13 protein-coding genes are annotated in these 14,182 nt (G+C 69.6%); 7 read left to right on the top strand and 6 right to left on the bottom strand.

Features of this window, described 5'->3' with window-relative positions; translation table 11 throughout:
- The first annotated feature begins 47 nt into the window (after window positions 1-47).
- Together O1Q96_RS28435 and O1Q96_RS28430 are read left to right on the top strand one after the other, a co-directional pair.
- Window positions 48-1,841, top strand: a complete 1,794-nt coding sequence (locus tag O1Q96_RS28435) for an FAD-binding dehydrogenase (RefSeq protein ID WP_269250865.1) — start codon at window positions 48-50, stop codon at window positions 1,839-1,841.
- A 200-nt stretch (window positions 1,842-2,041) separates the two neighbouring features.
- Window positions 2,042-2,512 (top strand): DUF6069 family protein, encoded by a 471-nt coding sequence (locus O1Q96_RS28430; RefSeq protein WP_269250864.1) that lies wholly within the window; start codon window positions 2,042-2,044, stop codon window positions 2,510-2,512.
- Window positions 2,513-2,559: 47 nt separating this feature from the next.
- Here O1Q96_RS28430 and O1Q96_RS28425 read toward each other — a convergent pair whose 3' ends face one another.
- The gene (locus O1Q96_RS28425) at window positions 2,560-3,288 is read right to left on the bottom strand and encodes a class I SAM-dependent methyltransferase (RefSeq protein WP_269250863.1); all 729 of its coding nucleotides are present in this window, start codon (window positions 3,286-3,288) and stop codon (window positions 2,560-2,562) included.
- A 23-nt stretch (window positions 3,289-3,311) separates the two neighbouring features.
- Window positions 3,312-4,025 (bottom strand): FadR/GntR family transcriptional regulator, encoded by a 714-nt coding sequence (locus tag O1Q96_RS28420; RefSeq protein WP_269250862.1) that lies wholly within the window; start codon window positions 4,023-4,025, stop codon window positions 3,312-3,314.
- A gap of 223 nt (window positions 4,026-4,248) precedes the next feature.
- On the opposite strand from O1Q96_RS28420, the gene O1Q96_RS28415 reads away from it, so the two are divergent.
- From O1Q96_RS28415 to O1Q96_RS28400, 4 genes are all read left to right on the top strand, one after another.
- A complete protein-coding gene (locus tag O1Q96_RS28415; protein ID WP_269250861.1) occupies window positions 4,249-5,490 on the top strand; it encodes an aminotransferase class V-fold PLP-dependent enzyme in 1,242 nt (413 codons plus the stop codon).
- 76 nt (window positions 5,491-5,566) lie between these two features.
- Window positions 5,567-6,871 carry an ABC transporter substrate-binding protein gene (locus O1Q96_RS28410; RefSeq protein WP_269250860.1) on the top strand — a complete coding sequence of 435 codons (1,305 nt, stop codon included), beginning with the start codon at window positions 5,567-5,569 and terminating at the stop codon, window positions 6,869-6,871.
- A gap of 2 nt (window positions 6,872-6,873) precedes the next feature.
- The gene (locus O1Q96_RS28405; RefSeq protein WP_269250859.1) at window positions 6,874-7,887 is read left to right on the top strand and encodes a carbohydrate ABC transporter permease; all 1,014 of its coding nucleotides are present in this window, start codon (window positions 6,874-6,876) and stop codon (window positions 7,885-7,887) included.
- Window positions 7,884-8,720, top strand: coding sequence for a carbohydrate ABC transporter permease (locus O1Q96_RS28400; protein WP_217456291.1), 837 nt, complete (start codon window positions 7,884-7,886; stop codon window positions 8,718-8,720). Before O1Q96_RS28405 ends, O1Q96_RS28400 begins: the two co-directional genes overlap by 4 nt.
- Window positions 8,721-8,758: 38 nt before the next feature.
- Here O1Q96_RS28400 and O1Q96_RS28395 read toward each other — a convergent pair whose 3' ends face one another.
- Window positions 8,759-10,264, bottom strand: a complete 1,506-nt coding sequence (locus tag O1Q96_RS28395) for a SulP family inorganic anion transporter (protein ID WP_269250858.1) — start codon at window positions 10,262-10,264, stop codon at window positions 8,759-8,761.
- Window positions 10,265-10,680: 416 nt separating this feature from the next.
- Between O1Q96_RS28395 and O1Q96_RS28390 the strand changes: the two genes are divergently transcribed.
- Window positions 10,681-11,091, top strand: a complete 411-nt coding sequence (locus tag O1Q96_RS28390; protein WP_269250857.1) for a MerR family transcriptional regulator — start codon at window positions 10,681-10,683, stop codon at window positions 11,089-11,091.
- Between the two features lie 169 nt (window positions 11,092-11,260).
- Here the strand turns inward: O1Q96_RS28390 and O1Q96_RS28385 are convergent, their stop codons facing one another.
- The 3 genes from O1Q96_RS28385 to O1Q96_RS28375 form a co-directional block, all read right to left on the bottom strand.
- Window positions 11,261-12,136 (bottom strand): GAF and ANTAR domain-containing protein, encoded by an 876-nt coding sequence (locus O1Q96_RS28385; protein ID WP_269250856.1) that lies wholly within the window; start codon window positions 12,134-12,136, stop codon window positions 11,261-11,263.
- 204 nt (window positions 12,137-12,340) lie between these two features.
- The gene (locus O1Q96_RS28380) at window positions 12,341-13,054 is read right to left on the bottom strand and encodes a GAF and ANTAR domain-containing protein (RefSeq protein ID WP_269250855.1); all 714 of its coding nucleotides are present in this window, start codon (window positions 13,052-13,054) and stop codon (window positions 12,341-12,343) included.
- Between the two features lie 448 nt (window positions 13,055-13,502).
- The gene (locus O1Q96_RS28375; protein WP_269250854.1) at window positions 13,503-13,958 is read right to left on the bottom strand and encodes a DUF4383 domain-containing protein; all 456 of its coding nucleotides are present in this window, start codon (window positions 13,956-13,958) and stop codon (window positions 13,503-13,505) included.
- Window positions 13,959-14,182: the final 224 nt, after the last annotated feature.

The raw sequence follows: 14,182 nt of genomic DNA, 5'->3' as shown, positions 1-14,182 counted from the left end.
ATCCCCGGTGTCTCCCGCACCCCTCGCACCTGTCCGGAAGGCACCCCATGGAGAACTCCGCGGCCTCGGCCGAGATCACGCGGCGTCGCGCCCTGACGGCGACGGGCGGCGCGGTCGCCGGTGCAGCCCTCGGGCAGGCGACGGCCCCGGCCTTCGCCGCCTCGGCCGCGTCGGCTGACGCGGACGCGATCGTCGTCGGCGGCGGACTCGCCGGACTGGTCGCGACGGCGGAACTGGCCGCGGCGGGACGGAAGGTGCTGCTCCTCGACCAGGAACCGGAGTCGAACCTGGGCGGGCAGGCGTTCTGGTCCTTCGGCGGCCTGTTCTTCGTCAATTCCCCCGAACAACGGCTGATGGGCGTCAAGGACTCCAGGGAACTGGCCTGGCAGGACTGGCTGGGCACGGCCGGCTTCGACCGTGGCATCGACGAGAAGTCCGGTCAGGACCACTGGGCCCACAAGTGGGCCGAGGCGTACGTCGACTTCGCCTCCGGGGAGAAGCACGACTGGCTCGCGGGCCTCGGGATGCAGTGGTTCCCCATCGTCGGCTGGGCCGAGCGCGGCGGCGGCCTCGCGGACGGACCCGGCAACTCGGTGCCCCGCTTCCACGTCACCTGGGGCACGGGACCCGCGGTCGTCGAGCCGTTCGAGAAGAAGGTCCGGGCCGCCGTCGAGGACGGCAGGGTGACCTTCAGGTTCCGGCACCGCGTCGACGGGATCGTGACGTCGGGCGGCACCGTCACCGGCGTACGCGGCGCGGTCCTGGAGCCAAGCTCCGTCACCCGCGGCAAGCGCAGTTCCCGTACCGTCGTCGGCGAGTTCGAACTGCGTGCCCCGGTCGTGATCGTCACCTCCGGCGGCATCGGCGCCAACCACGATCTCGTACGGCAGAACTGGCCGGCCCGTCTCGGCACCGCGCCCAAGTCGATGATCACCGGCGTGCCGGCACACGTCGACGGCCGCATGCTCGCGATCACCGAGAAGGCGGGCGGCCGGATCGTCAACCCCGACCGCATGTGGCACTACACCGAGGGCCTCAGGAACTACGACCCGATCTGGCCCGACCACGGCATCCGCATCCTGCCGGGCCCGTCGTCCATGTGGTTCGACGCGACCGGCAAGCGGTTCAGCGCGCCCGACATGCCCGGTTACGACACCCTGCACACGCTCAAGTCGATCACCGACACCGGGTACGACTACTCCTGGTTCGTCACCACCCAGAAGATCATCGCCAAGGAGTTCGCGCTCTCCGGCTCCGAGCAGAACCCGGACCTCACCGAGAAGAACATCTGGATGCTGCTCTCCCGCGTCTGGCAGACCCCGGAGCCGATCGAGAAGTTCAAGAAGAACGGTGTGGACTTCGTCGTCGCCACGACACTGTCCGAACTCGTCCGCGGCATGAACAAGCTGACCGGGGACGGCCTGATCGACCAGGCCGACCTCAAGCGGCAGATCGACGCGCGCGACCGGGAGATGGACAACCCCTACAGCAAGGACCTCCAGGTCATGGGCATCCGTAACGCCCTCGCCTATCCCGGGGACACCATCAGCCGCACGGCCGCCGCCCACAAGATCATGGACCCGAGTGCCGGGCCGCTCATCGCCGTTCGCCTCAACATCCTCACCCGCAAGACCCTCGGAGGCCTCCAGACCGACCTGTCCGGCCGCGTCCTCGACGCGACCGGCACCCCGGTCGCGGGACTGTACGCGGCCGGAGAGGTCTCGGGCTTCGGCGGCGGCGGCGTACACGGATACCGCTCCCTGGAGGGCACCTTCCTCGGGGGCTGCCTCTTCTCGGGCCGCGTGGCGGGCCGCGCGGCCGCCCGGGCGACCGGGACCTGAACCGACGAGCCCGCGAGGGCTCGCCGGCGTGGCTCTCGTTCAACTCGCCGTGCGGCGGCGAGTTGAACGGGACCCGCCACCGCGGGCCGGCCGACGCCCGTCCCGAAGAACTTCGTCCGGAGACCGCTCAGTTCTCGGACGAACTCCGGTCTGTTCTGTGGAAGTCAACCAGCCACGAACGACCGACAGGAGACCGTGCCATGAGCGTCACCGCGTCCCAGAAGCAGCACACCGCCCAGTCCGTGTCCGGACCGACCCGGTTCCTCGCCACGCGGCCCGTCTGGCAGGTCGGCGCCCTGACCGTCGCAGCCGGCGCCCTCGTGACCGAGGGCTTCGCGCTGATCGCCAGGGGCGCCGGCGTACCGATGGAAGCGGCCGGTCCCGGGGACACGGAAGCAGCCGCGATTCCCGTCGGCGGCTTCGCCGGGGGCGTGGTGTTCTGGTCGATCGTCGGGATCGTCCTGGCGGTGGCCCTCGCCCGCTGGGCCGGGCGGCCCGCCCGCACCTTCGTGGTGACCACCGTCGCACTGACCGTGCTGTCCCTCGCGGGTCCGGCCGTCGCCCCGCACACCGCGCTCTCCACACAGGTCGTGCTGGCCGTGTCCCACGTGGTGGCGGCAGCAGTGATCATTCCCCCGTTGGCGCGGCGCCTCTCCCGCCGGCAGGGATGACCGGGGCGGCAGCCGGGGCGCGGCGGTTCGTCCGCTCCGGTGAGGGACTACCCCGGTGCGGCGGGACGGCCTTCCGGTGTCGTCGCGCGGTAGTAGGACGCGACGGTCGGCTGACCCGTGTAGTTGGGGCCGGCGTGCGGGTCGGCACCGAGGTAGGCGAACGGCAGGACGACCTGGCGCCCGCCCCGCAGACTCAGGCGGTGATGGCGGGCCGAGTACCGGAAGCCCGCGGCGCGCAGTGCCGCCAGGACCGTGCGGGAGGCGTCGGTGCCGTCGGGCCGCCGCAGGGCCGAGGGATCGAGATGGGCGACGAGCAGGCCGGTGTCCGTGAGCCAGGAGGCGGACCGCTCCAACAGGCCCAGCCGGTCCCCGATGTAGTGCAGTCCGTGGACACAGGTGATGAGGTCGTAGCGGCGCTTCGGGGACCATCGGCCGAGGTCCGCGGTGACGAGTTCGAGGCCGTCGGGCACCGGCGGCCACCGCAGCGGGCCGACCAGGTCCACACCGGTGAGCGAGGCCCCGGGAAGCTGCCGCGCCGCCGAGCGCAGGGCGAGGCCCTCCCCGCTGCACAGGTCCAGCCAGGACGGGGCCGGGCCCTGCCCGGTGAGGAACTCGGCGGGATCGAAGCCCAGTTCCCGCGTGTAGCTGTTGACGCCCGCCAGGCCCCGTTCGCGGTTCATGGTGCTGTTGGCCACCACTGAATGGCCGGTCAGCTCGTCGTCCTCGAACAGCCGCGGCGGCGGTTGGGCCCTCGGCGGCGAAGTACCGTCACTCATCGCCCCATTGTCCGGCAGGGCGTTCAGTCCCGGGCGGCGGCGGCTCCGCCGTCCTCCTCCACGGGTGGCATGAAGGCGCGCAGCCAGCGCTCCGTCTGGGAGACGTGGGCCTCGGCGGCACCGGCGGCGGCACCGGGATCGCGGTCGGCGATCGCGGTGGCCAGGACGCGGTGATCCGCGTCGCTCTTGCGCCGCAGCTCCGGGCCCTCCGGGAGGGTGAAGATCTGGTACTTGCGGGAGCGGGCCCGGAAGACCGAGAGCAGGGAGGCGAGGGTGGGGTTCTCGGCCGCCTGGGCGATCTCGGCGTGGAAGCGGTGGTCGAGCTCCGAGGCCTCGGTGGGGTCGTCGGTGGCTTCCATCGCCTCGATGAGGGCGAAGAGCGACTTCACCGTCTCGGGGGTCCGGCGTGCGGCGGCCTTGGCCGCGACGTGCGCCTCCAGGACCCGCCGGATCTCGTACACCTCCAGCAGGCCGGGCAGCGGCAGGAGTTCGAGCGTCAGGGAGAGGCTTCCGATGACGTCCTCCGGCCGGAGCTGGGACACGTAGGTCCCCGAACCGTGCCGCGGCTCGACCACGCCCAGGGCGGCGAGCATCCGCACGGCCTCGCGCAACGGGCCCCGTGAGACACCGAGTTCCTCGCCGAGCTCGGCCTCGGGCGGAATGCGCTCTCCCGGACCGAGACGCCCCGTCGCGATCATGTGACGCAGGCCGTGGAACGCCTTGTCGACTGCGGACATCCGATTCCTCCCCTGACGGTCCGGCGGCATCACCGTAACCTCTCGGGCACTCTAGCGAGTCGTCTGATGTCTCAGACGTGTCGACCGAAAGTCATCTGATGACTACCGCTGCAGAACCCTTGCGTGGGTCGAAAATGCCATGCCAGGATGCCGAGTCATCATACGTGTCCCGCCGGGAGTCTGATGTCTGGCGGACATCCGGGTTCGGTAGATGTGGAGTGATGTGAGCGAGACCGAGGTCACCACCGCCCCACGCCCCTTGCTGCTGGCCGACGGCCGACCTGCCTCCCGGGCATGGTCGTTGGACCCCGTCATGAAGCACCTCAACCACGGCTCGTTCGGGGCCGTCCCCCTGGTGGCGCAGGAGCGGCAGAACGAGTTCCGCGCCGAGATGGACAGCTCGCCGGTGGTGTGGTTCCCCGCGCTGCCGCAGCGGATCGCCGACGCGCGGGTCGATCTCGCGGCCTTTCTGCATGTCGCCCCCGACGACGTCGCCCTCGTGCCGAACGCGAGCGCCGGCGTCAGCGTCGTGTTCGCCTCGCTGCCGCGCCGACGCGGCGGCGGGATCGTGGTGACCGATCACGGCTACGGCGCCGTGACCATGGGCGCCGAGCGCCTTGCCCGGCGCTGGGGCGGCGAGGTGCGTACCGCCAGGGTGCCGCTGGACGCGGACGAGGAGCAGGCGTACGAGGCCGTGGTCGCCGAGATCGACGAGGACACGGACCTGATCGTCGTCGACCAGATCACCTCCGCGACCGCCCGCCGGCTGCCGGTGGAGCGGATCGGCGCGGAGGCACGGCGGCGGGGTGTTCCCCTGCTGGTGGACGGCGCGCACGCCCCCGGCCTGATCGAGGCCCCGCTGGACGGCCTGACGTGCGACTTCTGGGTCGGCAACCTGCACAAGTGGGGCTGTGCGCCCCGCGGTACCGCCGCGCTGGTCGCCCGCGGCGCGCTGCGTGAGGAGCTCTACCCCCTGATCGACTCCTGGGGCGCCGCCGATCCCTACCCCGACCGCTTCGACCAGCAGGGCACGGTGGACACCACCGGCTACCTCGCGGCCACCACGGCTCTGGAATTCATCGAACGCACCTGGGGCTGGCAGACCGCCCGCCGGTACATGGACGACCTGGCCGGCTACGCCGAGCGCGTCATCGGCGCCGCCTTCGCCGAACTGACCGGTGTCTCCGGCGCCGTCGACGTGGGCATGCCCGTTCCCGGCATGCGGCTGGTACGGCTGCCGGCGGGCCTGGCGGGCAGCCGCGTCGAGGCCGACGCGCTGCGCGACCGGGCGGCCCGCGAGCTGGGAGTGGAGGCGGCCTTCACCAGCTTCGGCGGCACCGGCTACATGCGGCTGTCCGCACACGTCTACAACACCGCCGCCGACTACGAGTACTTCGCCGAGGACTGCGTCCCCCTCCTCGGCCAGTGGGCCAGGACGGCCCACGAACACCCCGGGCTGTCGTAGGCGCACCCCGCGCCCGCGCGACGCCCTGACCGAAGCCGCAGCCAGCGCGGCCGTAACCACGGAAGAGGTCGGCACGATGAGAACAAGGACGGCAGCTCTCGCCCTCGGCACAGCCGCCACGATGGTCCTGACCGGCTGCTCCAGCATGAGCGGCTCGCAGGCCGACGGGACGGTCACTCTCAACATGGTCGAGAGCCTGACGAACCCCGCACGCACGGACCTGCTGAAGGGCCTCATAGGGGACTTCGAGCAGCAGAACCCCAAGATCAAGGTCAACCTGATCTCGCCGCCCACCGAACAGGCCGACCAGAAGATCCAGCAGATGCTCCAGTCCGGCAGCGGCGTGGACACCCTCGAAGTGCGGGACACGACGGTGGGGCCCTGGTCGAACAACGGCTGGCTGTACGACATGAAGCCGGACCTCAAGGCCTGGAAGGGCTGGAAGGCGATGACGGAAAACGCGGTCAAGGCCTCCGAGGACGCCGACGGCAAGACGTACTTCGTCCCGTACGGTTTCTACGGCCTGAGCGTCTTCTACCGCACCGACCTGATCAAGGAGGCCGGCTTCAGCAAGCCGCCGGCCACCTGGGACGAACTGCTGGAACAGGCCTCCGCCATCCACGATCCCGGCAAGCGCCGCTTCGGGTACGCCTTCCGCGGCGGAGCCAACGCCCAGGGCAACGCCACGGCCGTCATCGAGGCGTACGTAGCCGACGAGATCGACCCCGCCGACGGCTTCAAGCTGAAGGACGGCAGCACGATCTTCTCCGCGCCCGAGGCGCTCGACGCCATGCAGACCTATCTCAAGCTGTTCAAGGACGCGTCCCCGAAGTCGTCCGTCTCCTGGGGCTACCCGGAGATGGTCGAGGGCTTCTCGAACGGTTCCACGGCCTTCCTGCTGCAGGACCCCGAAGTGATCGCCACCGTCTCGGAGTCCAAGTCCATCAAGAAGGACCAGTGGAGCACCGCCCCGCTGGTGGCGGGCCCCAGCGGCAAGACCGTCCAGCCGCTGGCCACCGCCGGATGGGGCGTCGCGAAGGGCAGCAAGAACAAGGCCGAGGCCGTGAAGCTGGTCGAGTTCCTCTCCGAGGGCGAGGCGTCGACGAACTTCACCAAGAAGAACAGCCTGGTGCCGATCCTCAAGTCGGCCACCGAGGACCCCTTCTACAAGACCGGCCCGTGGTCCAGCTACGTCACCATGACGGAGAACCCGGACACCTACCTCAACGTCAGCCAGCCGCGCGGCGTCGCCTGGTGGGCCGAGTGGCAGCAGAAGGCCGACGCCGACATCCAGAAGATGGTGCTCGGCAAGGCGACGCCCAAGGAACTGCTGGCCGGCTGGGACACGTACTGGATCGAGAAGCGGCAGCAGGAGAACTAGCCATGCCCACCGCGTCCGAAACGACGGAACCGACGGAACCGACGAAGACACGGCGGACGGCAGCGGCGGGGGCCTCCGGCAACGGGGGCGCCCGGCCCGCCCGCACGGTGCAACAAGGCCGCCGCAAGCCGGAGTTCACCGCCCGGCGCGGCTTCCTCATCGCCCTCTTCATGGCTCCGGCCGCGATCTTCGTGGCGGTCTTCACGTACTACCCGATGATCGCCGGCAGCCAGATGGCCTTCCGCAACTGGAAGCTGACGGACCTGACCGACACCTCCTGGGTGGGACTGAAGAACTTCCGGGACGTCTTCGCCGACCCCGCCTGGGGAACCGTGCTGGGCAACACCGGCATCTGGGTGTTCGGTTCGATCGTGCCCCAGCTGGTGATCGGCTTCGCCCTCGCGCTGTGGCTGCGCAGGAAGTTCCGCTTCAGGGGCCTCTACCAGGCGTTGATCTTCTTCCCCTGGGCGATCTCCGGCTTCCTCATCGGCATCCTGTTCCGCTGGATGTTCAACAGTGAGTTCGGCGTCGTCAACGACCTGCTCCAGAAGGCCGGCCTGATCGACGAACCGGTGGCCTGGCTGGCCGACCCAAAGACGGCGATGTTCGCCGTCGTGGTCGCCAACGTCTGGTACGGGGTCACCTTCTTCACGATCATGATCCTGGCCGCGCTGCAGTCCATCCCCGAGGAGCTGTACGAGGCGGCCGCGCTCGACGGCGCCGGCAAGGTGCGCACACTGTTCCAGATCACCATTCCGTACATCCGGGTCACGCTCGCGCTGACCGTGCTGCTGCGGATCATCTGGATCTTCAACTTCCCCGATCTGATCTTCGGGATGACCGGCGGCGGACCGAACAACGAGACGCACATCGTGACCACCTGGATGATCAAGATCACGCAGCAGGGCGACTACGGCAGGGCCTCCGCGCTCGGACTCATCGTCGTCGCCACCCTGATGGTGTTCGCGGTCTTCTTCCTCCTGGCCACGCGCGAGAAGCGAGAGGTGAAGCCGTGATCGGCAAGGAGTCCACGGCGGGGCGGGCCGCCAAGTTCACCTTCCTGGGGTTGTGGCTGGTCTTCACCGTCTTCCCCCTCTACTGGATCACCGTGACGTCGCTGAAGGCGCCCGGCGACATCTTCGCCTTCCCGATCGCCTACTGGCCCGAACACTTCTCGCTGGAGAACTACAGCGGGCTGTTCGGCAAGGCCGACTTCGGTGTCTACCTCACCAACAGCCTCATCATCGCCACCGTCGCGGGCGCCGTCGCCACCGTCATCTCGATGCTGTCGGCGTACGTGCTGGCCCGGTTCGAGTTCCGCACCAAGTCGGCCCTGCTGATGGCGGCCCTGGTGACCCAGATGATCCCGACGTTCATCGCGCTGGGGCCGCTGTACCTGCTCATGACCGACCTCAAGATGGTCGACAACCGGCTCGGGCTCATCCTCGTCTACATCGCGGTCTGCATCCCGTTCTGCACGGTGATGCTCCGCGGGTTCTTCGAGAACATCCCGGACGCGCTGGAGGAGGCCGCCATGATCGACGGCCTGTCCCGGTTCGGAGCGCTGTTCCGGGTGCTGCTGCCGGTGATGCGGCCCGGGATCGTGGCCGCGTTCATCTTCAACTTCGTCAACTGCTGGAACGAGCTGTTCCTGTCGGTGACGCTGATGAACAGCGACGCCAACAAGACGGTCCCCACGGCCCTGAACGGGTTCATCTCCAGCTTCAACATCGACTGGGGCTCGATGTCCGCGGCGGCGGTGCTCACCATTCTGCCCACGATGGTGCTGTTCGCCTTCGCCAGCCGACACATCGTCCAGGGCCTCACCGCCGGCGCGGTGAAGGGCTGACGCAAGGGCGGGAGCGGCGAGGGGAGCGGCAGAGCAGGTCAGTGGCCGCCGGTCAGTTCGCCGCTCAGGTTCTCGTGGATGCGGGCGCTCGGCTCGTTGAGGCCGATGATCTCGACCGTCTTGCCGCGCTGGGCGTACTTGGTCTCGACGGCGTCCAGGGCGGCCACGGACGAGGCGTCCCAGATGTGTGCGGCGGTCAGGTCGATGACGACCTTGTCGGGGTCGGTGGCGTAGCCGAACCGGCCGACGAGGTCGTTGGAGGAGGCGAAGAACAGCTCACCGGTGACGGAGTAGACGACCTGGGTGCCGTCCGGATCGGTGACCGAGGTGACATCGGCGAGGTGGGCCACGCGCCTGGCGAAGATGACCATGGCGGTGACGGAGCCGACGACGACACCGATGGCGAGGTTGGCGGTGGCGACCACGCAGGCGACGGTGACGACCATGACGGCGATCTCCCCGGAGGGCATCCGCCTGAGCGTCTTCGGGGCGACGGAGTGCCAGTCGAACGTAGCGAAGGACACCATGACCATGACGGCGACCAGGGCGGCCATGGGGATGTCGGAGACGACCGGGCCGAAGACGATGCACAGCACCATCAGGAACGCACCGGCGAGGAAGGTCGACAGGCGGGTGCGGGCACCGGAGACCTTCACGTTGATCATCGTCTGGCCGATCATGGCGCAGCCGCCCATTCCGCCGAAGAAGCCGGTGACGATGTTGGCGATGCCCTGCCCGATCGACTCCCGGGTCTTGGAGGAGTGGGTGTCCGTGATGTCGTCGACCAGCTTGGCCGTCATCAGCGACTCCATCAGGCCGACCAGCGCCATGGCGAGCGCGTAGGGGGCGACGGTCGTCAGGGTGTCCATCGTGAAGGGCACGTCCGGCAGGCCGGGTACCGGCAGGGAGGACGGCAGGTCACCCTTGTCCCCCACGGTCGGTACCGCGATCCCGGCGGCGACGGTGATGACGGTGAGGATCACGATGGACACGAGCGGCGCCGGGACCACGGTGGTGACCTTCGGGAAGAACACCATGAGGGCGAGGCCGCCGGCGATCAGCGGGTAGACGGGCCAGGGCACGTCGTGCAGCTCGGGGACCTGCGCCATGAAGATCAGGATGGCGAGGGAGTTGACGAAGCCGACCATCACGCTGCGGGGCACGAACCTCATCAGCTTCGCGACGCCGATCGCGCCGAGAGCGATCTGGAAGACACCGGCCAGGATGACGGCGGCGACCAGGTACCCCAGGCCGTGCTCGCGATTGAGCGGAGCGATGACCAGGGCGACGGCGCCGGTGGCGGCGGAGATCATCGCGCGGCGTCCGCCGACGACGGAGATGGTCACGGCCATGGTGAACGACGCGAACAGGCCGATGGCCGGATCGACCCCGGCGATGACGGAGAACGAGATCGCCTCGGGGATCAGGGCGAGCGCGACCACCAGGCCGGCCAGGACCTCGGTACGCCAGACCTTCGGGTCGGACAGCCAGTCGGGGCGCAGGCCGCGCAATCGTGCGGCCGGGGACAGTGCGGACGTGGACACGGAAGGTACCTGTCGTGCTCGGGCACGCCCGGCGTCACGCGGGCGGGCGGGAAGAGGCAGGAGGGCCGGGACGGCCACCCGCGAAGCCCACGATCGGTGGGCCGGAGTCGGAAAGCGGCAGCGGGTGCGACCACGCGGTCCGGACGCTGCTCAGGGGCGAAGGGTCACGGCGGGCAGACGGCGGCGCGGGGCGTCATGGGCATGCGCACGCTCTCTCCTGCGGACATCGGTCTTCGTCGGGGGCACCGTCGGCCCCGACACGGCTCTCGGCCCCGGGAATGATCTTTTGCGCACCGTGGGAGTGGGAACGGCATGGAGCGGACCGATGATCACATACTCTACCGTGACGTCACGGTAGAGATCGCCGTCGGCCGTCCACGCACGGACGGCAGGCACCGCTGAGGAAGGGCGCCCGAATGAGCAGTGTGCACATGCAGATCGGCGAGGTCGCCACGCGGACGGGGCTGTCGCTGCGCTCCATCCGCCACTACGAGATGACCGGTCTGGTCACCCCCTCCGCCCGTTCCCAGGGAGGCTTTCGCCTCTACACCGAGGACGACGTCGCCCGTCTGACGGTCATCCGCCGTATGAAGCCGCTCGATCTCACGCTGGACGAGATGCGCGACCTGCTGGATGCCACCGACCGTCTCGACTCCGGCGAGGAGCTGACGCCGGGCGCGCGGCGGGCTCTGCTGGAGCGCGTCCGCGGTTACGAGCAGGGCGCAGCCGAGCGGGTGGAGAGGCTCCGCACCCAACTGGCGCAGGCGGAGGAGTTCACCCGGTCCCTGCGCGTGCGCCTGCACAGGGACCGGGTCACCACGGCTTGAGCGGCTGACGCCTTCGGCGGCTGCGACCAGCCGTACGCCGGTCGGTGGTGGCGGCGCCCCGTGGGCGGTCGCCCGGCCGGTGGATCGTCGCGCTGCGCAGGTGAAGGACCGTCCGGTGAAGGACCGCCGTGAAGGGCTCCACACCGGCGGAAGTCCGCTGTGGTGACCGTCAGTTCCGTGTGCCGTTCCTCGCTGTGGTGTGGAGTTGCTCCAGGGCGTCCAGGACGACGGTGTTCCAGTGCCAGGACAGCCAGCGCCCGGAGTCGACGCCCGTCTGCCACAGTGCCGCCAACTGGGCGTGGGTGAAGCCGGCGAGGGGCTGTTCATGGTGCGAGGACACCATTCCCAGCGGCACGCCCGCCCGGTTGACCAGCGGAACACTGTGGGCGGCCCGGCTGTTCGCCTGCAGGACGGCATGCCGGGAGGCCTCGTCGAACAACGGCGAGGTCGCGACGTCCCGCACGGTGACCTGCCGGCGCTCGGCGGCCGCCTGCGAACACAGGGTGGTGGAGGCGTCCACGAAGGCGAAGAAGTCCGTGAAGTACTTGTTGAGTCCGGCGTGCCGGGCCAGGCGCAGCCGGCCGCTCTCGGCCAGCTGGACGTTGCCCATGGGCGTCTGGGTGATGGACAGCACGCGGTGCAGGACCGCCTTCAGGACAAGGCCCTGACTCGTGTGTCTGTCCCGGCCGCCGGGCAGAAAGGGAAGTCCGGGCGGGTCGTAGCGGGGCCGGTTGGGAAACCACAGCTCCGTGTCGTGATCGGGGGCCGGCGTGCGCACGACCGCGTCGGCGAGCGTGGCGAGCTTGATGTTGCACCGCTGGGAGATGTCCTTCAGCAGAGCGAACGCCTCCCCGGTCGAAGCGAAACCGTAGCGCTTGACCAGTACTTCCTGAGCGCGGGCCACGCCATGGTGGCCGTACAGGCGGTTGCGCTGGTCGAGATCGTTCTGCCGCCACCGCGATGCGCCGGAGCCGGAGCCGAGGCCGGTGTCAGGACCAGCGGCCGGGCAGCCTTCTTCGGCAGGGGGCTGGGACAACTGATTCATGCAGGGTGCTTCCCTCCGGGCGCAGGCAATGACGCGGAGGCGCTCGGCTCAACCGAGCCGCCGCCGCCGTACCTGCTTCCCAAGCACTGCAACCGAGCCTAGCCGGGCGCTCGTCGATCGAACTGACCGTCCCGCCGTCCCTGCTCGCTGTGAGACCGCTCGTGCAGACGGTCAGGAGACCGTCGTCGTCACGTCGTCACGTCGTCACGTCGTGCGGGGCGGCTGTCGGAGAATGTCCGCGGTGATGTCGGCCAGGGTCCTCCCGGTACGGAACGCCTTGGCGCGCATGACGGCCAGAGCGTTCTCCGGACTGAGTCCTCGCCGGGAGACCACCAGGCCGACGGCGCGGCGGACGTCGAACCAGTGGGCGCGGACGACCTCTTCGGGTTCCCCGGCGGGGGCTTCCCGGCCGGTGATGAGCAGGTCACGGTTCGGCAGGAGAGCGGCGGCCACCGCGTCGGCCGCGTGCGACGCCTGGGCCAGGATGCTCCTGTCGAGCGTGTGGGATCGGAGGCCCAGCAGGTCGATGGACCCAAGAACGTAGTCGCCGAAGAAGAGGGGGAAGGCGTACACCGAGGTCACCTGAGGCAGCTTCTCCCGCATGCTCGCTCCGAAGAGGGGCCAGGGAGACAGCGAGTACCGCAGGTCGTCCACCAGTACGGGCTCGCCGGTGGCCGCGGCGCTGACGCACGGGCCCTCGCAGACGGTGAACTGAATCTCTTCCAGCAGCAGCGCGGTGTCGTCCGAGGCCGCGAGCATCTGCCGCGACGGCGTGTCGGTGAGCAGCGACAGAGTCGCTCCATCGGCTCCCAGCGTCTCGCACAACGCCCTGCACAAGCGCTGCGGGACCTCCCTGGCGGGCGCTCCCACGACCGACTTCGCAACCAGCCGCGCCGCTTCCATGTCCTCGGTCGTCATCTGCTGCTCCGGTGCGGGGGCGGCCCGTCCTGGACCGCACACTGGGTGCTGTCGGTCGCGCATGCGCGGCCGGCCGGCGACGCGGCGTCGTAGTGGTGTGCCATGGCTGCGGAGTACCCAGCGAAATGTCCGTGCAACACGATGGAGCCGACTGCTTGCCGACGGTGTGCATGTCGTTCAACGCACGCTGGCGCGATCTGCGAGGACCGGTCCCGGACCGGAGCGGACCTTCGCGTCCTGACGCGAACGACGAGCCCGGGCACGTCTGCCGGCCGTGTACCAGCCCACTCCCACCACCACGGCCAGGGCCGCCTGCACGACATCGCCGCCGTAGTACATGAGCTGGGCGCCGCTGTGCAGGTCAGTGGTCGCGTTGAGTCGGTCGCCGTGTCCGCAGCCGGCCGCCCCCGCAGGCCTGCGGCGGACGCGCGCAGCAGCTTCCCGGTGCCTACCGGCGGACGCCGCCCGCACCGGTGTTCCGACGGGTGAGCAGCACGGCCAGTGCGATCATGCCGACGCCGAGAACGAAGTGCAGCCAGTCGTCGGCCGTGTTCAGGGGTACGAAGTTGGCGGCGCTGTGATGGTCGATGATCAGGCCGTACAGCCACAGCACCAGGTAGACGGCGCCTCCGGCGAGCAGGTAGGTGTTGGCCCCGGACGCGCTGCGGGCCAGCGCGAGGCCCGCCACGCCGAAAGCGAGGTGGACGAGGTTGTGCAGGACGGAGATCTGGAAGATCCCGAGAAGCTCGGCGCCCGAGTCGTGCGAGGCGAACTCCATCGTGCCGTAGTCCGTGGTGATCCCCGGGACGAACCCGAGGATGCCGACCAGCAGGAACACGGCTCCTACCAGGAACGCCGCCTGCTGTACGGGGGTTTTGGTCGCAGTACGAGTGCGCGTCGTCATGGCAGTCCAGCCCTTCTGGGGAGGGCGCATCGGTGTGCGCGTGCGGCGCGAGTACCCATGCCCTGCGGTACAACCCTGCCGAAGCGACGGGTTCGGGACGGCGGCACCTTTGCGCCACGGTCCTCGACGGGACCGCCCGCCGGACGATGCGGCCGACGCACCCATGACCACGGGTCTTCCTCGGTCCTGACCTCCGCGGGCACGCGGGCAGCGGATCGCGCGCG

Origin of the sequence: Streptomyces aurantiacus, from assembly GCF_027107535.1 — a bacterium.
GTDB lineage: Bacteria > Actinomycetota > Actinomycetes > Streptomycetales > Streptomycetaceae > Streptomyces.
The sequence above is the reverse complement of the archived record's forward strand: the minus strand, read 5'-3'. Positions and strand labels throughout refer to the sequence as shown.

What these genes read in the sequence shown, in the direction of transcription:
- O1Q96_RS28430 (WP_269250864.1), top strand. Translation starts at nt 2,042, where the DNA reads ATGAGCGTCACCGCGTCCCAGAAGCAGCACACCGCCCAGTCCGTGTCC.
- O1Q96_RS28380 (WP_269250855.1), bottom strand. Translation starts at nt 13,054, where the DNA reads ATGACGACCGAGGACATGGAAGCGGCGCGGCTGGTTGCGAAGTCGGTC.
- O1Q96_RS28435 (WP_269250865.1), top strand. Translation starts at nt 48, where the DNA reads ATGGAGAACTCCGCGGCCTCGGCCGAGATCACGCGGCGTCGCGCCCTG.
- O1Q96_RS28375 (WP_269250854.1), bottom strand. Translation starts at nt 13,958, where the DNA reads ATGACGACGCGCACTCGTACTGCGACCAAAACCCCCGTACAGCAGGCG.
- O1Q96_RS28420 (WP_269250862.1), bottom strand. Translation starts at nt 4,025, where the DNA reads ATGTCCGCAGTCGACAAGGCGTTCCACGGCCTGCGTCACATGATCGCG.
- O1Q96_RS28390 (WP_269250857.1), top strand. Translation starts at nt 10,681, where the DNA reads ATGAGCAGTGTGCACATGCAGATCGGCGAGGTCGCCACGCGGACGGGG.
- O1Q96_RS28425 (WP_269250863.1), bottom strand. Translation starts at nt 3,288, where the DNA reads ATGAGTGACGGTACTTCGCCGCCGAGGGCCCAACCGCCGCCGCGGCTG.
- O1Q96_RS28410 (WP_269250860.1), top strand. Translation starts at nt 5,567, where the DNA reads ATGAGAACAAGGACGGCAGCTCTCGCCCTCGGCACAGCCGCCACGATG.
- O1Q96_RS28405 (WP_269250859.1), top strand. Translation starts at nt 6,874, where the DNA reads ATGCCCACCGCGTCCGAAACGACGGAACCGACGGAACCGACGAAGACA.
- O1Q96_RS28385 (WP_269250856.1), bottom strand. Translation starts at nt 12,136, where the DNA reads ATGAATCAGTTGTCCCAGCCCCCTGCCGAAGAAGGCTGCCCGGCCGCT.